An 851-nucleotide genomic window follows, 5' to 3' on the forward strand; every position below is an offset into this window, starting at 1 on the left:
TCGTGGAGCCGCCGTTGGTGCCGCTGCCGGGGCAGCTGGAGCGCAGGTGCGAGGACGTCAGCATGACGAGTTTTATGATCGAGTCGATGACGACGTAAAGCAGGACTATCGCCAGAATCGCGCCCGGGAAACCGCAGCGGCTGGAGCCGTGGTGGGTGGCGCGCGCCAGCGTCAGGACCGCCGGGAGCAGCGCAACACCAGTGCGACGACCAGTGCAACGGCCTATACCAGTTGCCTGCAGGGGCGGGGGTATCAGGTTAATCCTTGAGCGGGGAGTCCCAGGCCCCTGTGACATAGGTATCTACACAACATTGAAATACGGCGTAGGGCTGAGTCCGTAGCAGCTGTCGAGCCCGCGAGGCTGCGTCCGGCCGCGAAGCGGTCGTTAAACCAGGCAACGGGTTCTTCCAGGCAAACCGCGTACGCAGGCTTTGCGAGGACTTCGGTCGAGCGCGACCCCGGCTCGAACGCAGCCTCGCAGGCTCGGCAGCTGCTACGGGCGTAGTCCTACGCCGTTCGGACGTTGCAGCGGGAAGAGGGGTACAAGGCCGGGAGCAGAATGTGGGTTTCTGAGGATTTACTGCGACCTGAACGTAATTCGTTGAATCCATAGTCGACTCGGTGTCTCAGGTCGCAGCAACTCGACAGACACTAGAGATCAGTCCCCTCGCCCCCCTGGGCATAGGTATCTACACATCTCGCTGGCCGAACACCCTACCTGTGGCGAGGGGGCTTGTCGGAACGCCGCACCGCCCCGCTCGGCTGCGCAGCAGTCGTAAAACCAGCGGATGCGTTCTACCTGGAAAACTGCGATTGCCGGTTTTAGGGCCGCTTCGCGACCCAGCGGGGGC

1 pseudogene is annotated in these 851 nt (G+C 63.0%); it reads left to right on the forward strand.

Annotated elements, in window-relative coordinates:
• Nucleotides 1-268, forward strand: a pseudogene (locus tag F8N21_RS30345) (YMGG-like glycine zipper-containing protein); the annotation flags it as partial.
• Nucleotides 269-851 lie beyond the last annotated feature (583 nt).

This window comes from Pseudomonas fluorescens (genome assembly GCF_902497895.1).
GTDB lineage: Bacteria > Pseudomonadota > Gammaproteobacteria > Pseudomonadales > Pseudomonadaceae > Aquipseudomonas > Aquipseudomonas fluorescens_BP.